Annotated in this window: 16 protein-coding genes; 9 read left to right on the top strand and 7 right to left on the bottom strand. The window is 41.8% G+C overall.

What is annotated here, in order from left to right:
* Positions 1-60: 60 nt before the first annotated feature.
* From RMZ42_RS09385 to RMZ42_RS09370, 4 genes are all read right to left on the bottom strand, one after another.
* On the bottom strand, positions 61-1005 hold the full coding sequence (locus RMZ42_RS09385) for a GDP-L-fucose synthase (protein WP_322671164.1): 945 nt from the start codon (positions 1003-1005) through the stop codon (positions 61-63).
* Between the two features lie 22 nt (positions 1006-1027).
* A complete protein-coding gene (gene gmd / locus RMZ42_RS09380; protein ID WP_322671163.1) occupies positions 1028-2107 on the bottom strand; it encodes a GDP-mannose 4,6-dehydratase in 1080 nt (359 codons plus the stop codon).
* 462 nt (positions 2108-2569) lie between these two features.
* Positions 2570-3325 (bottom strand): sugar transferase, encoded by a 756-nt coding sequence (locus RMZ42_RS09375; RefSeq protein WP_322671249.1) that lies wholly within the window; start codon positions 3323-3325, stop codon positions 2570-2572.
* A gap of 111 nt (positions 3326-3436) precedes the next feature.
* Entirely contained in the window at positions 3437-4579 is a 1143-nt protein-coding gene (locus RMZ42_RS09370) for a glycosyltransferase (RefSeq protein WP_322671162.1), read from the bottom strand.
* Between the two features lie 278 nt (positions 4580-4857).
* Between RMZ42_RS09370 and RMZ42_RS09365 the strand changes: the two genes are divergently transcribed.
* Complete coding sequence (locus tag RMZ42_RS09365) at positions 4858-5796, top strand: NAD-dependent epimerase/dehydratase family protein (RefSeq protein ID WP_322671161.1); 939 nt, start codon at positions 4858-4860, stop codon at positions 5794-5796.
* 43 nt (positions 5797-5839) lie between these two features.
* Here the strand turns inward: RMZ42_RS09365 and RMZ42_RS09360 are convergent, their stop codons facing one another.
* On the bottom strand, positions 5840-6574 hold the full coding sequence (locus RMZ42_RS09360) for a Uma2 family endonuclease (protein ID WP_322671160.1): 735 nt from the start codon (positions 6572-6574) through the stop codon (positions 5840-5842).
* Between the two features lie 223 nt (positions 6575-6797).
* On the opposite strand from RMZ42_RS09360, the gene RMZ42_RS09355 reads away from it, so the two are divergent.
* Positions 6798-7682 carry an SMP-30/gluconolactonase/LRE family protein gene (locus RMZ42_RS09355; RefSeq protein ID WP_322671159.1) on the top strand — a complete coding sequence of 295 codons (885 nt, stop codon included), beginning with the start codon at positions 6798-6800 and terminating at the stop codon, positions 7680-7682.
* 458 nt (positions 7683-8140) lie between these two features.
* Here RMZ42_RS09355 and pgsA read toward each other — a convergent pair whose 3' ends face one another.
* Complete coding sequence (gene pgsA / locus RMZ42_RS09350; protein ID WP_322671158.1) at positions 8141-8677, bottom strand: CDP-diacylglycerol--glycerol-3-phosphate 3-phosphatidyltransferase; 537 nt, start codon at positions 8675-8677, stop codon at positions 8141-8143.
* A 137-nt stretch (positions 8678-8814) separates the two neighbouring features.
* Here pgsA and RMZ42_RS09345 point away from each other — a divergent pair, with 137 nt between their 5' ends.
* From RMZ42_RS09345 to RMZ42_RS09315, 7 genes are all read left to right on the top strand, one after another.
* Positions 8815-10236, top strand: coding sequence for an aspartate ammonia-lyase (locus tag RMZ42_RS09345; RefSeq protein WP_322671157.1), 1422 nt, complete (start codon positions 8815-8817; stop codon positions 10234-10236).
* 155 nt (positions 10237-10391) lie between these two features.
* Positions 10392-11363 carry a DUF362 domain-containing protein gene (locus tag RMZ42_RS09340; protein WP_322671156.1) on the top strand — a complete coding sequence of 324 codons (972 nt, stop codon included), beginning with the start codon at positions 10392-10394 and terminating at the stop codon, positions 11361-11363.
* Positions 11364-12516: 1153 nt separating this feature from the next.
* Positions 12517-12702: a hypothetical protein gene (locus RMZ42_RS09335; protein WP_104905165.1), complete on the top strand. Its 186-nt coding sequence runs from the start codon at positions 12517-12519 to the stop codon at positions 12700-12702.
* 418 nt (positions 12703-13120) lie between these two features.
* Positions 13121-13633 carry an inorganic diphosphatase gene (locus RMZ42_RS09330; protein WP_322671155.1) on the top strand — a complete coding sequence of 171 codons (513 nt, stop codon included), beginning with the start codon at positions 13121-13123 and terminating at the stop codon, positions 13631-13633.
* Positions 13634-13779: 146 nt separating this feature from the next.
* Positions 13780-14163 (top strand): aspartate 1-decarboxylase, encoded by a 384-nt coding sequence (panD, locus tag RMZ42_RS09325; RefSeq protein ID WP_094349223.1) that lies wholly within the window; start codon positions 13780-13782, stop codon positions 14161-14163.
* Positions 14164-14174: 11 nt separating this feature from the next.
* Positions 14175-15077: an MBL fold metallo-hydrolase gene (locus RMZ42_RS09320; protein ID WP_322671154.1), complete on the top strand. Its 903-nt coding sequence runs from the start codon at positions 14175-14177 to the stop codon at positions 15075-15077.
* A gap of 413 nt (positions 15078-15490) precedes the next feature.
* Positions 15491-15967: a hypothetical protein gene (locus tag RMZ42_RS09315; protein ID WP_322671153.1), complete on the top strand. Its 477-nt coding sequence runs from the start codon at positions 15491-15493 to the stop codon at positions 15965-15967.
* 512 nt (positions 15968-16479) lie between these two features.
* Here the strand turns inward: RMZ42_RS09315 and RMZ42_RS09310 are convergent.
* On the bottom strand, positions 16480-17694 hold the full coding sequence (locus RMZ42_RS09310) for an HhoA/HhoB/HtrA family serine endopeptidase (protein WP_322671152.1): 1215 nt from the start codon (positions 17692-17694) through the stop codon (positions 16480-16482).
* Positions 17695-17793 lie beyond the last annotated feature (99 nt).

The raw sequence follows: 17793 nt of genomic DNA, 5'->3' as shown, positions 1-17793 counted from the left end.
TTCAAAAAAATAAGCTGGGCATCGCCCAGCTTGTATCACTCTACATTCAGCAGTACATTGTTATGCAGCGTGTTGACGATACCACTCAATGGTATTCTTTAGCCCTTGCTCAAAACTCACTTGAGCCGTGAAATTAAAGGCAAGATTTGCCCGTTCAGTATCTAAACAGCGGCGGGGTTGACCATTAGGCTTATCAGTTTGCCACACAATTTCCCCCTTAAACTCCATCAAGTCGCAGATTAGAGTTACTAAATCAAGAATGGAGATTTCATAACCTGTTCCCAAATTAACTGGTTCCGATTCATTATAGAATTGAGTCCCCATCACAATCCCCCGCGCTGCATCTTCTGAATAGAGAAACTCACGGGTAGGACTGCCATCACCCCAAACTGCAAGTTGCTTTTCTGCATTAATTTGGGCTTCGTGAACTTTGCGAACTAACGCTGGAATGACATGAGAACTTCCGGGGTCAAAGTTATCTTCTGGGCCATATAAATTTACTGGCAGTAGGTAAATCCCATTAAAACCGTACTGTTGACGGTAAGATTGCAATTGAACTAAAAGCGCTTTTTTTGCAATTCCGTAAGGGGCGTTAGTTTCCTCTGGGTAACCATTCCACAGATCGTCTTCTTTGAATGGTACTGGAGTGAATTTAGGATAGGCGCAGATTGTGCCAACACAAACAAATTTTTCTACTCCCGCTTGATAGGAAGCGTGAATTAGCTGGGTTCCCATAATCAAGTTATCGTAGAACAACTCTGCGGGTTTTTCGCGGTTCAAACCAATACCACCGACATGAGCTGCTAGATGGATGATTATGTCTTGCTGGTCAACTGCACGTTGGCTATTTTCCCAGACCCGCAAATCGTGATCGCGCGATCGCGGTATTGTAATTTTCTCGCGATCGGCTCCTGCTTTACACAGTTGATCTATCACCTGACGGCCTAGAAACCCCGATCCACCAGTGACTAGAATCCGTTTATTTTTTAGTTCTAAGGCGGTCATATTTTATCCTCTGTGATGCGAATCAGAAGTGCAAAGCGCCCAGTGTTTGACGAATAGTTGCAATATCATCTGGAAATTGCGAACCTTTTCCATTGGGTGAAGTATGACCCAATGCTTGTAAGTCTGCTTCTACCATTAGGGAAACTAGTTCTTCAAAGGTTACTGATGGTGTCCAGCCCAAGTTCTGCCGTGCTTTGGTAGAATCGCCAATCAACAACTCTACCTCAGATGGACGCAGGTAACGCTCATCAAACTCTACATAATCTTGCCAATTAAGATTCACATAACTAAATGCCAGTTCCAAAAACTCTCGTACCGAGTGGGTTTCACCAGTAGCAATTACGTAATCGTCTGGCTGGTCTTTCTGCAACATCAACCACATTGCTTTGACGTAATCCTTCGCATAGCCCCAATCTCGCTTGGCATCTAGATTACCCATATAAATCTTTTTCTGCTTCCCAGCAACGATACCAGCTACCGCTCTAGTAATTTTGCGGGTTACAAAGGTTTCACCCCGCCGTGGTGACTCGTGGTTAAAAAGTATGCCATTACAAGCAAACAAATTATAAGATTCACGATAATTTACAGTTTGCCAGTGAGCGTAAACTTTCGCACAGGCATAGGGACTGCGGGGATAAAAGGGCGTTGTCTCAGTTTGAGGTATTGCTTGTACTAAACCATACATTTCTGAAGAACCCGCCTGGTAAAATCGCACCTGAATTCCGGTACGATGCTGGTAGTCTCGAATTGCTTCCAACAGACGCAATGTCCCCATTCCTACTGCATCTACTGTGTATTCTGGTGAATCAAAACTGACTCTGACGTGGGATTGAGCGCCGAGGTTGTAAATTTCTACTGGCTTTACTTCTTCTAAAATACGCCGTAACGTTGTACCGTCTGTCAAGTCACCGTAGTGAAGAAACAAGCGCACTCCCTCTTTGTGGGGGTCTTCGTAAATGTGATCGATGCGGTCTGTGTTGAAGGTAGAAGTCCGGCGAATTACCCCATGAACCTCATAACCTTGTTCCAACAAAAACTCACTTAGATATGAACCATCTTGTCCAGTAATACCAGTAATCAACGCTCGCTTCTGTTGCGTCATGCTCAATTATCCCTTATTGTCTTTGATTAAAAAGTTACAGCCAATCTGATACAACCTAGCAACTAATTGCTGAATTGCCTAATGGGAAACCTACGAGTTCTTGTTGTTCTGAAACTTTTTCCGTAAATAAATATACTGAAGAAAAAGCAATTTAGCACGTAAGTCCAACATTTAGATAACTCAAAATTATTTAATTATGTATATTTTCTTCTACCAGACGATCGAGATTATTTTTATATATATTTTTTGTCAAAACTTCATATATCTCTAGTTATGTGAAGACTTAATAAAATAGCCATTTGAAATTAGACTTCTCACAAAAGTACCAAATATCCACACTCACAGAAGTCTGAATTAAGTAGAAAAGCACAAATGATAGAAATAAACATGAGCAATCCTGTGAGGGGAGAATTGGTACTTAGGGGCATTAACTGCCCCACAGAATCCACCCTAAGTATTTACTTAGTATGCGCCGTTATTTTTGGGTAGAATTACTACATCAACAGTTTTCAAGATGATCCATAAATCAAGCCAGAAATTCCTAAATTTGACATAATGCAGGTCTATTTGGACTCTCCGAGGATAGGGAATGTCATTACGCCCAGATACCTGCCACAAACCAGTAATTCCTGGACGGATTGTTAAAATCTCATCAATGTGATAACCGTATTTTGGAAGTTCTTCTCTTACCAAGGGTCGGGGCCCGACTACACTCATATCCCCTTTTAAAACGTTCCAGAACTGGGGAAATTCGTCTAAGCTAGTAATTCGCAAAAATCGACCAATTTTGGTAATCCGGGGGTCTTGTTTTAGCTTAAAACTGCTCTCAAATTCTTGTCGCAATTCGGGCGATGTTTCCATCATTTGCATGAGGATTTCATCCGCATTGCTTACCATTGTTCGGAATTTAATACAATTAAACGCTTTGTAATTTTTCCCTACCCGTTCCTGGACATAAAATATTGGCCCTTCTGAGCTGAAGGCAATCAGCAAGGCCAAAATTAAGTAGACGGGGAAGAACAAAATCAATACCGACAGCGAAAACACTATATCGAACAGTCGCTTGGCAAACTCTCCGTTTAAACCCTGAAAAGATAAACCTTTGGGCTTAACTTTTGGCGTCTTCGTTTTTTGACCGCGTTTTAAGAAACGCACAGACGCTCTAGTGTCTTGCCTTACGCCTCGCTTGCCGGAGAGGAGTGAGCTCTGGGCAGTCATCATACTCCTTAATAATCCACACCACACATAGTCCCAATATTAAAGCCAAAATGAGATGCTTCTGGGGGAAATTGCCAAAAGCCTAAAAAAATAAGACGTTAATCAAGACCATCATTGCAAAAATGGTCTTTTTTCGTTGCACTTGTTTACAAAATCTAGATAACGATCTGCAAAGATTTGCGGTGAAAACTGCGCAGCGTGCGATCGCATATACTCAGAATTGAATGAACCCTCATACATTTCAAATTTTTCTACTGCCTCCACCAAAGCCGCCTCTGTTTGCGTCTTGAAAAATATACCTGTCCCTGTATCCGCATCAGAGCGAATATCTCGCACTGTTTCTAAAGCACCCCCTGCACCATAAGCAATCACTGGCGTGCCGCAAGCTTGTGCTTCCACTAAGGCAATACCAAAATCTTCACAAGCTGCATATACAAACGCCTTAGCCCTAGACATATATTTTTTTACCACATTATCGGGTTGCCATCCCAGTATTTGGATATTAGAGTTTGCCATCTCGCGAATCTTGTTCATTTCATCTCCTGTACCAATGACTACTAACGGTCGTTTTAGTTGATTAAAAGCCTTGACAATCAACGATATTTGCTTGTAACTCACTAACCGGGAAACTGTCAGGTAGAAGTCTTCTTTCTCAGACAGAAACAGAAATTGAGCAATATTCACTGGTGGGTAAATGACTGTTGCTTCTCGTCGATAGCAACGCCAAATCCGCCGAGCTGTATGTTGCGAGTTGGCAATGAAATAATCAACGCGATTGGCACTCAATACATCCCACTGGCGCAAACGATGTAATAAATATCGCGTCACCCATCCAGGTAAGCCACTACCCAGTTTGCTGTGGTGCAGATAATCAAAGGTCAAGTCCCAGGCATAGCGCATAGGGCTGTGACAGTAGCAAATATGCATCTGTTCGGGAGTGGTAAGGATTCCTTTGGCAACAGCATGGGATGAAGACAGAATGACATCATAATGCCGCAAATCCATTTGTTCAATTGCCAAGGGCCACAAAGGCAAGTATTTTTGTATACCGTTGCGGGCATAAGGAAAGTTCTGGAGAAACGTCTTACCAATTTGACGCTTATATAAATAACTTTCAGGATTGCTGGATTCAAAATCGATGAGAGCATACAAATCAGCATCAATGTGATTCAAAATTTCTCGGACAACGAGTTCTGAACCACCGGTGGCTTTGGGTGTTAGCCACTCATGAACCAGAGCATATTTCAAGGGCACAGCTAACTTGAATAAATGGAAAATACAAAGGCCAACTTGATGACGTTAACTTAAAAGTTTCCTCTTGTGATTAATTAACGGGAAGCGCCCCAGATTAGCACATAAGACGGAATCTTTCCCTTAGAGGTTCCAGATGGATACTACAACCTGATAATCTCAGATTGGGCATGGGGCATTGGGCATGGGGCATTGGGCATTAGTTATTTCTTTTTGTCTCCCTAATTCCTAGTCCCCAGTCCCTACTCCCTCGATGAAAACTGATATGAAAGGGTGAATTTATGCGAATTCTGATTATGGGTGGTACTCGGTTCATTGGTGTTTATTTGACTCAATTACTGGTGGAACAAGGACACGAGGTGGTGCTGTTCAATCGTGGAAATCGGCCAGCACCTTCTTTAAAGGGAGTAGGACAAATTATAGGCGATCGCACAGATGCTACTCAATTAAAAGCAAAATTATCACAAGAAAACTTTGATGTCATTTTTGACAATAACGGACGAGAACTTACTGATACTCAACCATTAGCAGAAATTTTTCAAGACCGAGTGCAACATTTTGTGTATATGAGTTCTGCGGGAGTGTATCTCAAATCCGATCAATTGCCCCATGTAGAAGGCGATGCAGTAGATCCCAAAAGTCGTCATAAGGGTAAACATGAAACAGAAGCTTACCTGACTCAATTGGGATTACCTTTTACTTCCATTCGTCCTACTTATATTTACGGGCCTCGTAATTATAATGAGTTAGAAGGCTGGTTTTTTGACAGAATTGTGCGCGATCGCCCCGTTCCTATTCCCGGAAATGGTTTGCATATCACCCAGCTAGGTCATATAAAAGACTTGGCGCTGGCAATGACTCAGGTTTTGGGCAATGAAAAAGCCATAGGACAGATTTATAATATCTCTGGCGATCGCTTTGTCACTTTTGATGGTTTAGCCCGTGCTAGCGCTGTTGCGGCTGGCAAATCACCCGATGCTGTCAAAATCGTCCACTACGACCCGAAAAAGTTTGATTTCGGCAAGCGCAAAGCTTTTCCAATGCGGGTGCAGCATTTCTTTGCTTCGGTGAATAAAGCGCAAACAGAATTAAACTGGCATCCTGAATATGATTTGATTTCTGGTTTACAAGACTCTCTGGAAAATGATTATTTGGCTAATGCAAAAGATAAAGCTGAAGTAGATTTTTCTGTAGATGAGGAAATTTTAAAAGCGTTGTGAGTAAAGATGTTTAGGGGCAGACAGCGATATGCCCCTCACATCTTCAAAACTCATCAGGGTTAACGCCTAACTCGCGCAGTTGTGCTGCTAATCTGTTAGCACGTTGACTTTCTCGTTCTAGTTTTTCTAGCGGTGTGGGCAGCCAATTCCCACTTGCATCATACCAACGTAGCCACAATCGCTCAATTTGTTGGTAAGAACCTTGCCAAAGTCCTAAGCCCAGTTCCAAACCCGGCATCCACACCCGTGGGGTACTCAAGTCCAATTCGCTGTAACGGTCTGCAACTAATTGGAATGCTTGGAGTTTGTCAGTGTAGCGGTCAAACACAATGTAGTAAGGAATTCGCAAGATCCGCTCATAAACTTCCCATTTGGTCGGTGGTTGGTTAATTTCCCGCAGAGTTTGTCCTAAGTCTTCTTTTTCAGTACCAGGAGAAAGCAATTCTACCACTACAAAAGGAGCAACCCCTTCTTGCCAGATGACGTAACTTAGACGCAAGTTTTGCTGCTCGTAGAGACGTGAAACTCCCACAGCTGCAAACCAGTCTGGGCGTTTGTACCATAGTGTATGCCGGAGGTCATAATAAAGATTTAAGTCACTGGCTACAAATACCTCCTCTGTTGGATAGTTAGGTGGACGGAAGGTTTCGCGCAGAAGTTGGGGCTGAAAAAGGTGAAATTCGTCAGGCAAACCAGAGTCCTCCGGGTATTCACTGGGAAGATCGTACATGGTTGGTAAGACTTCTTTAGGAGATAGAGGCGGGTCTGTTTGGTACATAAAGGGAATCCTGACCGACTAATTTTAAGTTAACGGATCGCGGTAAAGATTGAGTCAAAATCAAAAATATTTTCTTCTACCTGAGAAAGACGCGATAAATTGCGTTTTTAGTCTTTACTGAAATAGGAATGAAAATTTTCTCTATTAGTCAGGCAAATCTTTTTTAAAATTGCCTGAATGCTACTGAAACTAGTTTCTGTAAATACCATTGTTGGTTGATAAAATGAGCCAGATTGTGCAATATCCACTCCACAATGTACTAGAAGCCCGTGCGCGTTTAGGTGAAGGGCCTATCTGGGATTCTACCCAAAACCTAATTTACTGGGTTGATATTTACAACCATCGAGTGCATCAATTCGACCCTGCAACAGGAAAAAATCGCTTTTTTGATGTGGGAGATGTGGTAGGTGCGATCGCAACAGCAGGTGCAGATAGATTAATTATGGCACTACGTCATCATTTAGCATTCCTCAACACCCAGACAGGCGAAGTTACTCCCATTTTGGAGATTGAAGCAAATCTGCCAGAGAACCGTCTCAATGATGGTAAATGTGACCCTCAAGGCCGCTTTTGGATCGGTTCAATGTCTTCTTCAGAAAAACCCCATGCTAGCCTCTATCGTTATGATGCTGATGGCTCATTACATGTGATGGAAACAGGATTGACTATCTCTAATGGGTTGGGTTGGAGTCCAGATCAGAAGACATTTTATTTAGCTGATTCTCCTCACCAAAAAATATATGCTTATGACTTTGATTCAGTAACAGGTAATATTATCAACCGCCGAACTTTTGTTGATTTAACTCATGAATCTTTCCATCCAGATGGGTTAACAATAGATAGTCAAGGAAATATTTGGTCAGCGATGTGGGATGGGTGGTGTGTGATTCGTTTCAATCCCAAGGGTGAAGAAATATTGCGGATTAATCTACCCGTTCCACTCGTAACGAGTTGTACCTTTGGTGGCAAAGATTTGCAAACACTCTACATTACTACCGCTTCAGTTGGACTCAGCCAAGCGGAGATAGAAAAAAGTTTCTACTCAGGTGATTTGTTTGCTCTCCAAACTGATGTTACTGGATTACCTAGCTATGATTTTGATAAATAAAGTATTAGCTGTGTAAAAGTGAAGCGCTAAATTTGCCTCTCGTATTCGTTCAACTCAACTCTTTACTTGTTTGCGAATTCTAAAAATTCCGAGTTCCGAGTTTTGATCTCGAAGTTTCCAGTTCTGATCCTGAAGTTTCGAGTTTTGAATCTCAAGTTTCGAGTTCTGATCTCGAAATTCCGAGTTCTGATCTCGAAATTCCGAGTTCTGATCTCGAAATTCCGAGTTTTGATCTCGAAGTTTCCAGTTCTGATCCTGAAGTTTCGAGTTTTGAATCTCAAGTTTCGAGTTCTGATCCTGAAGTTTCGAGTTTTAAATCTCAAGTTTCGAGTTCTGATCTCGAAGTTTCCAGTTCTGATCCTGAAGTTTTGAGTTTTGATCTCAAAATTCCGAGTTTTGCTCTCGAAATTCCGAGTTTTGAGGTTGCTGCCAATATTCCTATGTAGCTTATTCGTGGTTCACTTTACATCTAATATGGTATTTTCCTTAATTGGATTTTGCGGCAAAAGATAAATACCACCAGAAATTAAAGTTAGGGCAACAGAAACCCAAAAGGCAATCAGAGAGGGAGTTTGCCACACTTCAGGTAAGGGTGCAATTAAAAGTGCGATCGCAACTATTTGACTAACAGTTTTGAGTTTACCCCAAATATTCGCCCCGGTAATCGTCGTTTGATTCACCCGCCAACCAGCGATCGCTAATTCCCGCGCTAAAATCAAAAATACTCCCCAAGCCGGGATTTTTTCTAGTTCAATCAAAACCATCAATGGCGCTAGTACTAGAAATTTATCCACTAAGGGGTCGAGAAATTTACCCAACTCACTAATTTGGTTGAGTTTCCGCGCCAAATAGCCATCTAACCAATCAGTTAACGCCGCAACGATAAAAATCGCCAAACATATCCACCTAGCTTGTGGTGTGGGGTTGTACAAGCCATAAAGCAGAAATGGTACACCTAGAAGGCGAGAGAAGGTAATCCAGTTGGGTAGCGTCATTGAAAATTCAAAATTCAAAATTAACAAGTGTAAAGCAACAACCTGGCAAGCAAATATGCAAAATATATGCAGATTAGTGTATCTGAGTGTGCCTGCGTGGGAAAATCTGTTTTCTGAAGCTCTCTTAAAACAATACTATGACTGAACACACAGACTCTCAATTCCGCATCGAACGCGATTCGATGGGCGATCGCCAAATTGCTAGTAGCGTTTATTACGGTATACAAACGCTACGAGCCATAGAAAACTTCCCCATTAGCGGCATTAAGCCTTTAGCTACCTACGTAGATGCAGGATTAATCATTAAAAAAGCTACAGCGATTGTCAATGGAGAACTAAATTGCATTCCCCAAGATATTAGTCAGGCGATTGTCCAAGCAACTGATGAAATCTTAGCTGGGAAGTTCCGAGATCAATTTGTTGTGGATGTTTATCAAGCGGGTGCTGGAACATCCCATCACATGAATGTCAATGAAGTTCTCGCAAATCGCGCCTTAGAAATACTTGGTGAAGAAAAGGGCAATTACAAACGTGTTAGTCCCAACGACCACGTTAATTATGGGCAGTCTACCAATGATGTGATTCCGACAGCAATTCGCATTGGTGGATTATTGGCATTATCTAAAACATTACACCCAGCAATAAATGGAGCGATCGCATCTTTAGAAAACAAAGCTGTAGAATTTCAAGATATCGTCAAATCTGGCAGAACCCACTTACAAGACGCTGTACCTGTGCGTTTGGGCGAAAATTTTCGCGCATGGGCGCACATTCTTACAGAACACCAAAACCGGATTTATACCGCCTCTGGTGATTTGATGGTGCTGGGTTTGGGAGGTAGTGCAGCCGGAACGGGATTAAATACTCATCCTTTGTATCGCGCCCGCGTGGTAGAAGTTCTTTCAGAATTGATTGATACTCCTTTAGAACCTGCACCCCATCTCATGGCAGCTATGCAAAGTATGGCGCCATTTGTAAATGTTTCTGGTGCTTTACGCAACTTAGCACAGGATTTAGCCAAAATATCTCATGATTTACGGTTGATGGATTCGGGGCCGAAAACTGGTTTCAAAGAAATTCAACTGCCTCCAGTGCAACCCGGTTCCTCGATTATGCCAGGGAAATATAACCCAGTGATGGCAGAGATGACATCAATGGTGTGTTTTCAGGTGATGGGTTACGATAGTGCGATCGCTTTAGCCGCCCAAGCCGGACAATTAGAATTAAATGTGATGATGCCGCTAATTGCCTATAACTTGATTCACAGTATCGAAATTCTCGGCAATACCATCGCTGCACTCACCGAACGCTGCATTGAGGGAATTACTGCCAATCAGGAACGTTGTTTAGCTTATGCTGAAGGCAGTTTAGCTTTAGTAACCGCCCTAAATACCCACATCGGTTATTTAAATGCCGCAGCTGTCGCCAAAGAATCTTTAGAAACTGGTAAATCTTTACGGCAAATTGTTTTAGAACGCGGATTAATGAATGAAACAGATTTAGCCACAGTGTTAAATCTAGAACAAATGAGTGGTATCGTACCACTCAAAACAGAATAATAGATTATGGGGCATGGGGCATGGGGCATGGGGCATGGGGCATTGGGCATTGGGCATGGGGCATTGGACAATAATTAATAGTTCTTCTTCCCCTGCTTCCCCTGCTTCCCCTACTTCCCCTGCTCCCCCTGCTCCCTCTATCCCCTACCTATACCATGCAGACTCAAAAACCAGCTGTTAGTCTTATTCGGGCTACATCTTACGAACAAGAGGCTTTAAGAGAATCCTTAGTCACGCTGCTGGAACCTTTTGGAGGAATGGCAGCGTTTGTAAAAAAAGGCGATCGCGTTTTACTCAAACCGAATCTACTTACCGGATCGCGTCCTGGTAAAGAGTGTATCACCCGTGCCGAACTAGTTTATCAAGTTGCCCAAATGATAATTGAAGTTGGTGGTAAGCCATTTTTGGGCGATAGTCCTGCTTTTGGTAGTGCCAAGGGTGTAGCAATAGCAAATGGCTATCTGCCTATTTTAGAAGAACTCAATCTTCCCATCATCGATTTTCACGGTCAGCGTTACCAAACCGTTAGTGACAATTTTAACCATCTGCGACTGTCTAAAGAAGCAATGGAAGCAGACGTAGTGATTAACCTACCGAAAGTTAAATCACATGCCCAGTTAACATTAACACTGGGTGTAAAAAACCTGTTTGGTTGTGTCCCCGGCAAAATGAAAGCTTGGTGGCATATGGAAGCGGGAAAAGACGCGAATAGATTTGGTGAAATGTTAGTAGAAACTGCCAGAGCGATTAACCCTGACTTAACGATATTAGATGGTATCATCGGTCACGAAGGTAATGGCCCCAGCAATGGGGAACCTCGCCAACTGGGCATTTTAGCAGCCGCATCAGATATATTTGCCTTAGATCGGGCAATGGTAGAAATCCTCAATGTTTCTCCTGAACAAGTGCCCACAGTTGCAGCTTCTCAAAGGCTAGGAGTTTGTCCAGAACTTGCTGCCATAGAGTTTCCACATTTAAATCCTGACTTATTAAAAATAGAAGATTGGCGGCTACCAGACAAGTTAATCCCTATTGATTTTGGTATGCCCCGCGTCATTAAGTCTACCTTTAAGCATCTTTACACCCGATTTATCAAGGAACCAATCAGTGTTTATGGAAGGCAGTAGGGGGTGGGGAGAAATCAATTCAAAATTCAACTTGCGCTTCTAGCGCACCAAAGGTGCGACTCAAAATTCAAAATTGTACACTTACAGGGAAGCAAGCTACGCGCAGCGTCTGTCTGCGACACGCTGCGCGAACGTAGAGAAGAAAAAGACAAGGGGAGAATAACCCATGCCCCATGCCCCATGCCCAATGCCCCATGCCCCATGCCCAATGTCCAATCCCCAATCCTCAATTTAGTGCAAACGTCGTTACAGCAATTTCATTTATTAGCAGAGTAATCTGTAATTACCCTCCGATTGCTTAACTAAACCGCCCTATTATATTTAGTGGCGGTTTTTTTAGCTGATTAATTTGTTATACAATTTTTCGTCTGAGATTTTGATTTATTCAAAAAGTTATACGGATTTAGAATCTGGAAGTTGGGATTGGGTATTTTGTTCAGACATGGGGATTTGGTAATAACTTACTACACCTCTAGGCTACCTTCTAAAACTTGTTTACTCTATCTTTATGTAGATTGACAAAACGGCTGTAATATTACACAGATTGCAAAATTTAAATTCTTAAATATTTGTTTAGTGATATCACTGAATCCATTCAGCCTTATACAGTTAATGTATCTGTGTTTATTCGGTAGTTATCATTGGTTACAAAAATCATTACTACTATTTTTTCTCTGGTGTCAAATATTTTGTGTATAACTACCATATAACAATCAAAAGCACTGAATATCTATCAGTGCAATTGCGGTTTTGTGTCCTGTATCACAAATTAGCAATTCCAGTAAAATGACCTTATCAAAAGCTTTATAGAATGTTATAATCATGAAGTATCGGATAAATATGTTTTGCTAATTAATCTTTAATCAGCGAAAAAATGTAACTTATGATGCTGTCAAAGTTTGCTTTGCGTATGCAACCCGTTACACCATACAAGGAAACACCTGAAAATATTAATTACAAAATAAAACATGATTTGTTGACTTGTAACTTTGTATTAAGAACTCCATGTATAAAAAGGCTACTATGACAGTTGTATAACTGATTTAAATTGTAGAATGCTACACATTTTACAGTTTAAAAATAGCTAAAATAGTATTAATACTCTCACTCAGAGAGTAAACCTACACAGTGTTGCGAAGAACTTCAATTTTGTATGAATTCAAATAGCCAGTCTGCCAATGCCGATACATATTCCCAACGTTTGGCAGACATTGTGGGAACTGCGATCGCTCTGTTGACTCTTACCCTACCCGTATTTGTCATCGCCCACTATTCTTCAACTAATGTTCAAAATAACCAGCAACCTCTGATTCAAAATATACAAAGAAATCAAGATTGATCGAGCTTACCAGTCGCATTTTCTCATAAGGATATCTACAAAAAAGCAGAACACTGATTTTGTAGACAATCTCTGTAGATGTGGCTGTAGTTAGTCAAAAATAAGCTAAATCTGGATTGTGTGACCCAGATTTTAGTTGTCTTAAACATTGTTAGGACAGAAATGCCTCTAAGAACAATTAAGGGCGGAGGATATCCATAATACCCTCTTGGAAAAAGCGTTGCGAAGTTTGCTCGTAACGCTTTTTCTATTTTTTGGCTAATTCAAGGGAATAGGTTGCATCTGAAAGTTTCTTCCCCAGTGCCCTATGCCATAGAACAAATACCTTGGGAAGAGATCCATATTGCCCTAAAATTCTACACGGGGAGCGAAGCTGACAGAGTGCCCCCATGATTCACAGTTATCAGAGGAGTTTTTTGTGGACTTATCTCGTATTCCTGCCCAACCGAAACCTGGTCTAATCAACGTTCTGATTGAAATTACTGGCAAAAGTAAAAATAAATACGAATACGACAAGGAACTACAAGCTTTTGCTCTAGACCGAGTACTTTATTCCTCAGTACAATATCCTTATGACTACGGCTTTGTACCCAATACTTTGGCTGATGATGGCGATCCCCTAGATGGTATGGTCATAATTGATGAGCCGACCTTTCCCGGCTGTATTATTGCTGCGCGACCAATTGGCTTTTTGGAGATGATTGACGGTGGCGATCGCGATGAAAAAATCCTTTGTGTTCCTGACAAAGATCCGCGCTACACTCAGGTAAAATCTCTGAAAGACATAGCACCACACCGCTTAGATGAAATTGCTGAATTTTTCCGTAGTTATAAAAATTTGGAAAAAAAGGTGACTGAAATTCTCGGTTGGCAAGATGTAGACAAGGTTGCAGCTTTAGTTGAAAAATCCGTCAAAGCTTATAGAGGATAATAGAGGAGTTAAGAGTTAAGAGTTAGGAGTTAAGAGTTAAGAGTTATGAATTTTTATTCCTAACTCCTCACTCCTAACTCCTCACTTCACTTTGCTAACTTTCCCTTGTTACGGATTTTAAAATCTGCCACCAACCCTAAACCAGAATGCAGCGTACTCTCCTTTTGGCAAAAATTCATAACTGCACCCTTACAGGGGCAAATATCAACTACGTAGGTAGTATCAGTATTGATGAAATCCTTTTGGAAAAAGCTGGTATCTTACCTTATGAGCAGGTGCAAGTAGTTAATAGTGCCAACGGTCAGCGCTTTATTACTTATGCGATCCCGGCTCTAGCTCATTCAGGAATCATTGAGCTAAATGGGGGTGCGGCACGTCTAGGCATTATTGGCGATCGCTTGATTATAATGACTTACGGGCAGTTCACTCCAGAAGAGTTAAAAAGTTACTCTCCTACGGTAGTCATTGTGGACGAAAAAAACAGGCTGTTAGAAGTGCGGCGCTACGATGACCTGCTCACTAAGGTCTAATTTCAAGGAAAATGTCAAATTTTGAGTTGTCGGATTCCCAAAGCTACATAAGAGAAAAGTCATCTACCCTGCCAAGTAGCCCAGCAGGTGAGTTTATCGTGCAATTCTGGGGTGTAAGAGGTTTAATTCCTACTCCTAGTAGCAATACCAGTCGTTATGGTGGTAATACCGCTTGTGTAGAAATACATGTAGCTGGGAAACGCTTGATTTTTGATGGCGGTACAGGCTTACGCATATTGGGTAAAACTTGGCAAGAACTGGAACAGCCACTAGAAGCCCATTTATTTTTTACCAACTGCCAATCAAACCGAATTCAAGGATTTCCCTTTTTTGCTCCTGCATTTATTGGAGAAAATTGCTTCCATATTTACGGCACAGCGGCCTCAAATGGAGCCTCAATCAAACAATGTCTGTACGATCAGATGCTCCAGCCACACTTTCCTTACCCTTTACAGGTAATGCAGTCAGAATTGCAATTTTACAATCTGACCCCAGAAAGTGACGTAAAGTTAGATGATGTCACCATTACAATTGCATTAATTAATCAAACTCAGCGGTCAGTTGGCTACCGAGTTAGTTGGCAGGAGTATAGTGTTGCTTATATCACGGATTTGCACCAAAATGCCGATCAAGTGGAGCGAGAGCGGATTTTAGAGTTTATTAAAGGCGTTGACTTGCTGATTGCCAATGCCACTTATACTCCGCCGACATCTCACAACCATGATTCTGCTGATTTACTCTGGCAAGCTGCGGTGAATGCAGCTCTGAATGCTGGCGTCAAACGGCTAGCCATTTCTCATCATCACCCAGATGACCATGATGATTTTCTCGATCGGGTGCAAGTCGATATTAAATCTGCTTTTCCTCAAGCCCTATTAGCCCATGAAGGTCTGGTATTAGTTGTTGGTAAGTGATTTAGAGTCGTTGTAGCGATTTCCTAAGTTATGTTTAGGGTCATAGCCCTGACTGGGGAAGGAAGTTTCGCAGCATTGGTAGCCCTAAACTTTTACTACAAGTGATTGGCAGCTTTTATAAAAGAGCCGTTTTACCTGTTTTTCTGAGATCGGGCAGGAAGGCTTTTTTTCAGAGTATATGCTCTACTCTGTACAAACTAAACCCAAATTACACAGATATCGGCTTAATCCTAAAAAAGCTCAACGTTATATTATCATTGTTAGCATTTCGTTGAGATAACCAATTTTGATAAAGCTCTTCCCAATCCATCTATTTCACAAAATTGCTGTATACATCTAACTTAGCGGCTTGTATCGAAAAATTTCATATAATAATTGTTTAAGTATATACAGCTAGGTGAAATGTAGTGTATGTGATAACAGAAATAGGACGAAAGCTGCAATTTTTGCTCGGAGTATGGAGAAGTTCATGTAAGCTAAAAGCACTCTCGTCTTTTCCGACAGTATTGAAAGTAACTCATACACCAAATCCTGTACAAGCACACAGAGGCGGATTAAGTGGATATCAATACACTTGGGTATATGCCACTACAATTGAGTCATTAGCTGGAAAAGTTGTTATTGAAGAATTTGGTGCTTTTAGTTGGGTTGGAGGACAATGGTACTTCAAAAACTTCACAGGTAAACCCTTTACTCGTAATGATTTTATTGAATGGTATTCCTGTCCAAGAGGAATGATATTACCTAATTATCAATACACTGATTTTCAAAATTGGAGTGGTAGTGCCGAATTAATTAACATGAAAACCAAGTGGTATTTTATTGGGCGAAATGAAAGTGGTAGGCGTGTTAAGGGTGAAGCTGAGATTGAAGGATTTGGTGAGCTTTAGTCGGTAGACCCCCTTATTTGCAGTTAATGTGGTTTCAAAATTGCCTTGTTTCCAGTTCGCTACATTTATCTGTGGCGATCGCAGTATTGAAAGTGGCTCATCAAGTCCTTAGCATAAGTTTCAGTATCAATGCTCATTTCACCCCGTAAACAGGGTAGTACAGCATTCCACGAAAAAACTAATATGTGTAATAAGTGACCGAAAGCATTCTAACTCCGTTAGCTCCCCCAATGCTTAGGTGTAGCCCGCCGTAGGCATCGCAACCCATCAATTCCAACTTATCAAAAGAGGAAACCAGTAGTACCGAAAACTGCGATCGCACATCGCAGTTTCTATTCAAAGAGGATGTTTGAAAAGTCTAAATTGTTACTGGTCTTGGCTACTGGAAGTCGCGGCTACACGAAACTTTACTCACTTCTGTAGGTTAAAAACCTTTATAGACTATACGCGCTTTGGGCACAGCATTGCTGTGCCCTTACTATTCCACACAATTAAAATAGGCTATATTGCCCCTACGACGCATTTTGCAACTCGGCTGTGCGGACTGAAAGCTGCTCTGTCTTATTACCTCGTTGCACTTTTACCTGTAATACTTGACCAAGGCGACTGTCTTCCACAACATTCTGCAATTGTTCGGCACTGGTAATAGCTTTACCATCAATTTGCAGAATTACATCTCCGCGTCGGATACCCGCAGATGCGGCTGGAGAATTGGGGACAACTCGCATAACAAAAACACCATTGATTTCTGGTATCTGAATCGGAGAGTTGGGATCGGTATTATTTTGCTTGGCAAGATCGGGTGTCAAAGTTAGCATTTGCACACCGAGATAGGGATGAGCAACTTTGCCATCGCGTTGCAGTTGCGTTGCGATCGCTTTAGCTTTATCAATAGGAATGGCAAACCCAATACCCATTGCATCAGGGCGAATGGCTGTGTTAATCCCAATTACTTCACCTTGACCATTCAATAGTGGGCCGCCAGAGTTACCAGGGTTAATAGCGGCGTCTGTCTGAATGAAATCCAAGCGTTTATCGCTAATGCCGACTTGGGCGCTGGAACGTTTGAGGGTACTGACAATTCCCAAGGTAACAGTGTTATCGAATCCCAAAGGATTACCAACTGCGATCGCCCAGTCTCCTACTTGGACATTAGTGGAAGAACCCAAAGGCGCGACTGGTAAATCGTTACCAGCGTTAATTTTGACTACTGCCAAATCTGTGACTTCATCAATACCTTGAACTTTTCCTTCAAAGGTGCGACCATCTTTGAGTCGGACTGTTACTTTATCCGCCTTATCGACCACATGAGCATTAGTCATAACTAACCCGCTCTTGTCAATAATGAAACCTGAGCCTAAACCACGTAATTGCTCAGACGGCGGCATCTGTTGGGAGAAACCGTCACCAAAAAACCGACGGAAAAAGGGGTCTTCCATAAATGGATCGACGCGGCGAGTAATTGTTCGCTCAGTATCAATGCGGACAACTGCTGAACCAACACGATTCACTGCGGCTGTGACAAAGCTAGTGCTACCGATCGCAGCACTAGCTGGTGATTGCCGTTGAGCAATTAAATTTGAAGTATCAACAGTTATTGTGGGTGCTGGTTCGGCTTGGGAGGGTAACACTTGCAATGTGCTAACCGCTAGCACAACTCCTAGCGCGATCGCTAAAACATGAGTACTTAGTTGCCGTAAAGACCGAGATATTTTGGGAAATCGCATAATCACAACCTAATTTATAAGCTTAATTGTTGCTTAGTCGTGACAAATCTATTTACAGTTATTTTTATTTTAGGTTTCGCTTGCTCTTTACCCTACTGG

It is taken from the genome of Nostoc sp. DedQUE05, assembly GCF_034530955.1.
In the GTDB taxonomy this organism is placed as follows: domain Bacteria; phylum Cyanobacteriota; class Cyanobacteriia; order Cyanobacteriales; family Nostocaceae; genus Nostoc.
Note: the sequence above shows the minus strand (reverse complement) of the source record. Positions and strands in the feature narration are given on the sequence as shown.

Bases quoted from the DNA above. Each gene is read 5' to 3' on its own strand.
- gmd (WP_322671163.1), bottom strand. From the start codon at position 2,107: ATGACGCAACAGAAGCGAGCGTTGATTACTGGTATTACTGGACAAGAT.
- RMZ42_RS09310 (WP_322671152.1), bottom strand. From the start codon at position 17,694: ATGCGATTTCCCAAAATATCTCGGTCTTTACGGCAACTAAGTACTCAT.
- RMZ42_RS09360 (WP_322671160.1), bottom strand. From the start codon at position 6,574: ATGTACCAAACAGACCCGCCTCTATCTCCTAAAGAAGTCTTACCAACC.
- RMZ42_RS09365 (WP_322671161.1), top strand. From the start codon at position 4,858: ATGCGAATTCTGATTATGGGTGGTACTCGGTTCATTGGTGTTTATTTG.
- RMZ42_RS09385 (WP_322671164.1), bottom strand. From the start codon at position 1,005: ATGACCGCCTTAGAACTAAAAAATAAACGGATTCTAGTCACTGGTGGA.
- RMZ42_RS09345 (WP_322671157.1), top strand. From the start codon at position 8,815: ATGACTGAACACACAGACTCTCAATTCCGCATCGAACGCGATTCGATG.
- panD (WP_094349223.1), top strand. From the start codon at position 13,780: ATGCAGCGTACTCTCCTTTTGGCAAAAATTCATAACTGCACCCTTACA.
- RMZ42_RS09320 (WP_322671154.1), top strand. From the start codon at position 14,175: ATGTCAAATTTTGAGTTGTCGGATTCCCAAAGCTACATAAGAGAAAAG.
- RMZ42_RS09355 (WP_322671159.1), top strand. From the start codon at position 6,798: ATGAGCCAGATTGTGCAATATCCACTCCACAATGTACTAGAAGCCCGT.
- pgsA (WP_322671158.1), bottom strand. From the start codon at position 8,677: ATGACGCTACCCAACTGGATTACCTTCTCTCGCCTTCTAGGTGTACCA.
- RMZ42_RS09335 (WP_104905165.1), top strand. From the start codon at position 12,517: ATGAATTCAAATAGCCAGTCTGCCAATGCCGATACATATTCCCAACGT.
- RMZ42_RS09340 (WP_322671156.1), top strand. From the start codon at position 10,392: ATGCAGACTCAAAAACCAGCTGTTAGTCTTATTCGGGCTACATCTTAC.
- RMZ42_RS09375 (WP_322671249.1), bottom strand. From the start codon at position 3,325: ATGACTGCCCAGAGCTCACTCCTCTCCGGCAAGCGAGGCGTAAGGCAA.